This window comes from Dactylosporangium sp. NPDC049140, from assembly GCF_040648435.1.
The window spans coordinates 1-6,535 of record NZ_JBEZDS010000121.1 but is presented as its reverse complement, the minus strand read 5'-3'; the positions used below and the strand labels follow the sequence as shown (position 1 = coordinate 6,535).

General features: G+C 71.1%; 1 protein-coding gene. It reads right to left on the bottom strand.

The window, feature by feature from the left end; genetic code table 11:
- Positions 1-6,521 (bottom strand): amino acid adenylation domain-containing protein (locus tag AB0B76_RS58470; protein ID WP_360394984.1); only part of this gene is annotated, 6,521 nt, incomplete at its 3' end.
- Positions 6,522-6,535: the final 14 nt, after the last annotated feature.

The window sequence follows — 6,535 nt, the reverse complement described above, 5'->3', positions numbered from 1 at the left end:
CGGGCCAGCAACACCGCCGGCGCCCCCCGCTCCTCCTCCGTGGCCACCACCAACGTCCCACCCGCCGACAACACCGCAGCCAGGTCAAACACCGCGGCATCGAACGAGAACGACGCAAACTGCAACACCACACCACCCGCACCCAGCACCGGACCCAACTGCGACACCAGATTCACAACACCCGCGTGCTGCACCAACACACCCTTCGGCACACCCGTCGACCCAGACGTGTAAATCACATACGCCGCCTGCCCACCCCGCACCACCGGCAACACACCCTCAAACCGCGGCACGACAGTCCCGGGCTCGAGAACCAGCACCGCACCAGCATCAGCCACCATAAAATCAAGCCGCTCCGCCGGATACGACGGATCCAACGGCAGATACGCCGCACCAGCCCGCCACACTCCCAGCACCGCCACCACAAACTCCACACCCCGGCCGAACCGCAGCCCAACCACCGACTCCGGGCCGACACCCGAACCCAACAGATAACCGGCCACATCCGCCGACCGCTGCCACAACTCGCCATACGTCAACACCGTGTCGCCGGCACGGACCGCCGTCCCAGCCGGATCCCGGGACCCGATCAAATCCAGCACCGTCTCCACCGGGGGTAGCACGGTCACCGTGTCATTCCACCGTGCCAACTCCGCCACCTCCACCCCAGTCAGCAACGGCACCTCCGACAGACGACAACCCGCATCCCCAGCCACCGCCGCCAACACCTGCTGGAAATGCCCAACCAACCGCACCATCCGCGCCTCATCGAACAACGCCGTGCTGAACTGCACGGCCCCGACCAACTCGGCTCCAGCCTCGACCACCGCCACCGACAGGTCGGCCTTCACTGCTGCCGGCCGCGGCGCCGAATCGATCTCCCGCTCCTCGTCATCCCCGTTCGCATAGTTGAACAGCACCTGGAACAGCGGCGTCCGGGAGCGATCCCGGTCCACCCCCAGCGCATCCACCAAATGCTCGAACGGCACATCCTGATGCGCATACGCATCCAACGTCCCAGCCCGCACCCGGCCCACCAACTCCGCGAACGTCGGATCACCGGACAAGTCCGTGCGCAACACCAACGTGTTCACGAAGAACCCGATCAGCCCCTCAACCTCCGCACGGTTCCGGTTCGCGATCGGCGTACCAACGACGACATCATCCTGACCGGCGTACCGCGACAACAGCACATTGAACGCCGCAAACACCGTCATGAACATCGACGCCCCAGCGTCACGGGCCACCGCACGCAGACCCGACGCCACCTCAGCCGGCACCGCAAACTCCATCACCGCACCGACACTCGACCGCAACGCCGGCCGAGGACGATCCGTCGGCAGCTCCAGCACGGGCGCGCCATCAAGACGGTCGCGCCAGAAGTCGAGCTGCCGTTCCAGGACGCCTCCAGTGAGCCATTGCCGCTGCCAGACGGCGAAGTCCGCGTACTGCAAGGGCAGCGGAGCCAGCTCCTCGCCGCGGTAGAGCGCGTCGAGCTCGCGCCGGAGAATCCCCGCCGACCACTCGTCGCCCACGGCGTGGTGCATCGTCAGCGCCAGAACGTGTTCGTCGGCCGCGATCCGCAGCAGCGTCGCCCGCCACAGCCAGCCCGCCGCGAGGTCGAACGGCACCGCGGCGTCCGCGGCCAGCCACGCCTCGGCGTCCTCGGCGGGCATGTCGAGGACCGGCACGTCGAAGGCGAATGGCGTTTCGACCACCTGCACCGGTACACCGTCATCGCCCGCCACCAGCCGCGTGCGCAACACCTCGTGCCGCTCCACGAGGCCGCGCAACGCCGCGACCAGTGCGGGCACGTCCAGGTCGCCGACGAGCCGGATGCGTGCCGGGAGGTTGTACTCGGGCGACGCCGGGTCCAGCTGGGCCAGGAACCACAGCCGCTGCTGCGCGAACGACAACGGCAGCCGCTGCTCCCGCGAAACCGGCACGATCGGTGGCGCCGCGTCGGCCTGGGCGGAGGCCGCGCCGACGGCCTCGGCCAGCTCGGCGACTGTCGGCGCGTCGAACAGTACGGCCACGGCGACGTCGACGCCGAAGACGGCCCGCACGCGGGACATGACCAGCGTCGCCAGCAGCGAGTGCCCGCCGAGGCTGAAGAAGTCGTCGTGCGCGCCGACCCGTTCCACGTCGAGCACCTCGGCCCAGATGTCGGCCAGGCGCCGCTGCACGGGTCCGGCCGGCGGCACGTACTCGGCCGCCGAAGCCAGCGGCAGCCCGTCGAGCGGCGGCAGCGCGGCGCGGTCGACCTTGCCGTTGCGGTTCAGCGGCAGCGCGGCGAGTTCGACGAACACGGTCGGCACCATGTACTCCGGGAGCCCGATCTGCGCGTGCGCACGCAACGACTCCGCGGGCGGCATTCCTCCCGCATCAACGGGTACGACATAGGCCACCAAACGGCGGGTCGCGTCCTCGCCGTCGGCGACGACGACGACGTCACCGACGCCGGTGTGGCCGCGCAGCACGTGCTCGATCTCGCCCGGCTCGATCCGGAACCCGCGGACCTTCACCTGCTCGTCGGCCCGGCCCACGAACTCCAGCCGCCCGTCGGAGCGCCAGCGCACGACATCCCCGGTCCGGTACCAGCGGCCGCCGTCCGGCCCGGCCACGAACCGCTCGGCCGTCAGGTCCGGTCGCCCCCGATACCCGCGGGCGAGCCCGGGACCGCCGACGTACAGCTCGCCGGCCACGCCGACCGGTACCTCGTTCAGGAACCGGTCCACGACCAGCAACCGCGACCCACCGAACGGCACGCCGATCGGTGGGCGGGCCGCCGTGCCGTCGACATCACCGGCTGAGGCGCACACGGCCGCCTCGGTCGGGCCGTAACCGTTCACGAGCCGGTACCGCGACCATGCGGCGGCGACCCGGCCGTCGAGCGGCTCGCCGGCGCTCACGAGGATCCGGAGCCCGTCGAGGTCCTCCGGGTTCAGCGTGGCGAGCAGCGACGGCGGCAGGGTCGCCATGTGTACGCCCTCGGCCCGCACGAGCGCGGCGAGCGCGGCCGGGTCGTCACGGTGGTGCTCGTCGGCGATGACCAGCCGGCCGCCGGCGGCGAGCGCGAGGCACAGGTCGGCCACGGACGCGTCGAAGCCGAACGAGGCGAACTGCAGCACGCCGTCGCCGGCGCCGAGGCCGTACAGCGCACGCTGCCCGGTGACCAGACTCATCATCCCGCGGTGCGTCACCTGCACACCCTTGGGACGGCCGGTCGAGCCGGACGTGAACAGCACGTACGCGACGTGATCGGGCCGGGCCGGGCGATCGGGCGCCTCGACCGGCTGGGCCGCGACGAGCGCCTCGGTCACCGGGTCGTCGAGCACGACGATCGTTCGGACCCGGCCGACCGGCAGCACGTCGATGCTGTCCTCGGTGCCGACGACCACGCCGACGCCCCCGTCGGCGAGCATCAAAGACAAGCGATTGATGGGGTACTCCGGGTCGAGCGGCAAGTACGCGCCGCCCGCCTGCCACACGGCGAGCACGGCGGTGACGAACTCGGCGCCGCGGGGCAGGCAGATGCCGACGACCACCTCGGGGCCGACGCCGACGGAACGCAGGTGGTGGGCGAGCCGGTTGGCCGCGGCGGTCAGCTCGGCGTACGACATCGTGCGCTCGCCGAAGCGGACCGCCTCCGCGCCGGGGGTCGCGGCGGCCCAGCCGGCGATCAGCGCCGGGACGAGCTCGGCCCCGGCCGTGCGGGCGGTCGGCGCGCCCCACGAACGCACGGCGGCGCGCTCGGCGCCGGTGAGCAGCGGCAGGCTCGACAGCCGGCAGTCACGGTCCCCGGCGGCCGCGGCGGCGAGCCCGACGAAGTGCCGCGCGAGCCGCTCGATCCGGTCATGGTCGAAAAGCTGGCTGCTGTACTCGATCGTGCCCGTCAGCCCGCCGGCCTCCTCCGCCAGGATGAGCCGCAGGTCCATGCCGCCGACCACGCCCTCGAGGGCGGTCTGCGCCCCGTCGGCGCTCCCGTCCTCGTCGTCTTCGGCCGTGTAGTAGTTGAACAGCACCTGGTACAGCGGCGACCGGGAGCGCTCACGGTGCACGCCGAGCAGGTCGACGAGCTGCTCGAACGGCAGATCCTGGTGCGCGTACGCCTCGAGCGTGCCCGTGCGGACCCGGCCGAGCAGCTCGGCGAACGTCGGGTCGCCGGACACGTCCGTGCGCAGCACGAGGCTGTTGATGAAGAACCCGATGAGCCCCTCGGTCTCGGCCCGGTTGCGCCCGGCGATCGGCGTGCCGACGACGATGTCGTCCTGCCCGGAGTACCGGCCGAGCAGCGCGGTGAAGGCCGCGAACGTGGTCATGAACATCGACGCGCCCGTGTCGCGCGACAGCGCACGCAGCCCGTCGGCGAGGTCCGCGGGGATGCGGAAGTCGTGCCGCCCGGCCCCGACGGCCCGCACGGCCGGGCGCGGCCGGTCGGTGGGCAGCTCGAGCGTGGGCGCGCCGGCGAGCCGCTCGCGCCAGAAGCCGAGCTGCGCGTCGAGGACGTCGCCGGTGAGCCACTGGCGCTGCCAGACGGCGAAGTCGGCGTACTGCACGGGCAGCGGCGGCAGTTCGGCCGGCACCCCGTCGCGTGCCGCCGTGTACAGCACGGCGAGTTCACGGCGCAGAATCTGTGCGGACCACTCGTCGCTGACCACGTGATGCTTGGCGATGGCGAGGATGTGCTCGTGCTCGCCCAGCCGCAGCAGCGAAGCCCGGAACAGCGGCCCGGCGGCCAGGTCGAACGGCACCCGCCGGTCCCGGTCGAGCCACGCCTCGGCCGCCGCGGCGGGATCGGCCTCCCGGGTGAGGTCAACGACCGGAAGGTCAAACGCCACGGCAGGATCGATCACCTGGTACGGCACCCCGTCCACCCCGGCCACGAGCCGCGTCCGCAGTACCTCGTGCCGTTCGGCCAGCCCCCCGAGCGCGGCCGCGAGCGCGTCGACGTCGAGATCACCGGCCAGGTGGATGGGCACGGGCGTGTTGTAGTCGGTCGAGTCCGGCTCGAGCTGCGCCAGAACCCAGAGCCGCTGCTGCGAGAACGACAACGGCAGCGGTTCATCCCGGCTCACGGGCACGATGGGCGCCCCACCGATACCCGGCACAGCCCCTTCAACCGCGATCGCCAGGCCGGCGATCGTCGGTTCGTCGAACAAGGCGGCGACGGGCAGCTCGGCGTCGAACACGGCCCTGATCCGCGACACCACCTGGGTCGCGAGCAACGAGTGGCCGCCGAGTTCGAAGAAGTTGTCGTGCACCCCGACACGGTCGACCCCGAGCACGTCGCCCCAGATCGCCGCGAGCCGTTCCTCAACGGACGTGCGCGGCGCCACAAACCCACCGCCGAGCTCAGGCCGGCTCTGATCCGGCGCGGGGAGCGCCGCCCGGTCGAGCTTCCCATTCGCGGTCAGCGGGATGGCGGTGAGTTCGACGAACACGGCCGGGATCATGTGCTCCGGCAGCCGGCCGGCCAGGAACGCCCGTAGAGAGCCAACCGACGGCATCTCATCAGAGGGCACCAGATACCCGACCAGCCGCTGCCCATCAGCCACCACAACCGCGGCCGTGACAGCCGGGTGCGCGAGCAGCGCCGCCCGGACCTCGCCGGGCTCGATCCGATACCCGCGGACCTTGACCTGATCGTCGGCACGGCCGAGGAACGCAATCAGCCCGTCCGGACGGCGCAGAACAACATCCCCGGTCCGATACAGCCGCTCCCCACCGGGTGCGGCAACGAACCGTTCCGCGGTCAGCTCCGGCCGGCCCCGATACCCGCGGGCCAGCCCCGCGCCACCCACATACAATTCACCGTGCACACCGACCGGCACCGGCCGCAACGACCGGTCCAGCACGTGCAGGCGGATGTTCGGCAGTGGCGAACCGATCGGCACCACCGCACCGTGCAACACCTCATCCGTGAGCCGCACAGTCGCCACACCAACCGTCGTCTCCGTCGGCCCGTAATGGTTGGCGGCACGACCGACCAGTTCCCGTGCCACCTCGACGGGGGTGGCCTCACCACCGAGGATCAACGCCCGGGCCGGCCGGACCCGGGAGACTCCCAGACCCATCAGGTGCGACGGGACGATCTTCACGTAGTCGATCGCATGCTCAGTCAGGTAGGCATCGACCAGGTCCGGATCGGTCACGATCGCCGGGTCCACGAAATGCAGACACCCACCGGTCGTCAATGCGGTGAACAGCATCGTGTTCCCGAAGTCGGTGGTCGGCGGCTGCAACAGTGCGTAGGACCGGCCCGGTTCGCCGATGCCCAGCCGGGACGGCACACCAGTGACGTAGTTGAGCAGGCCGCGGTGGGTCACCTGCACAGCCTTGGGACGGCCGGTGGAGCCGGAGGTGAACATCACGTACGCGACCCGGTCCAGATGCGACACCGCCGTGCCCGGCACGGTGTCGGGCATGGCCTGCAACAGCGGGTCGTCCAGCAGCACGGTCCGCAACCGGCCCACCGGCAGATCACCGATCGCATCCGCCGTGCCGACCAGAACCGACACACCCGCCTCAGCCA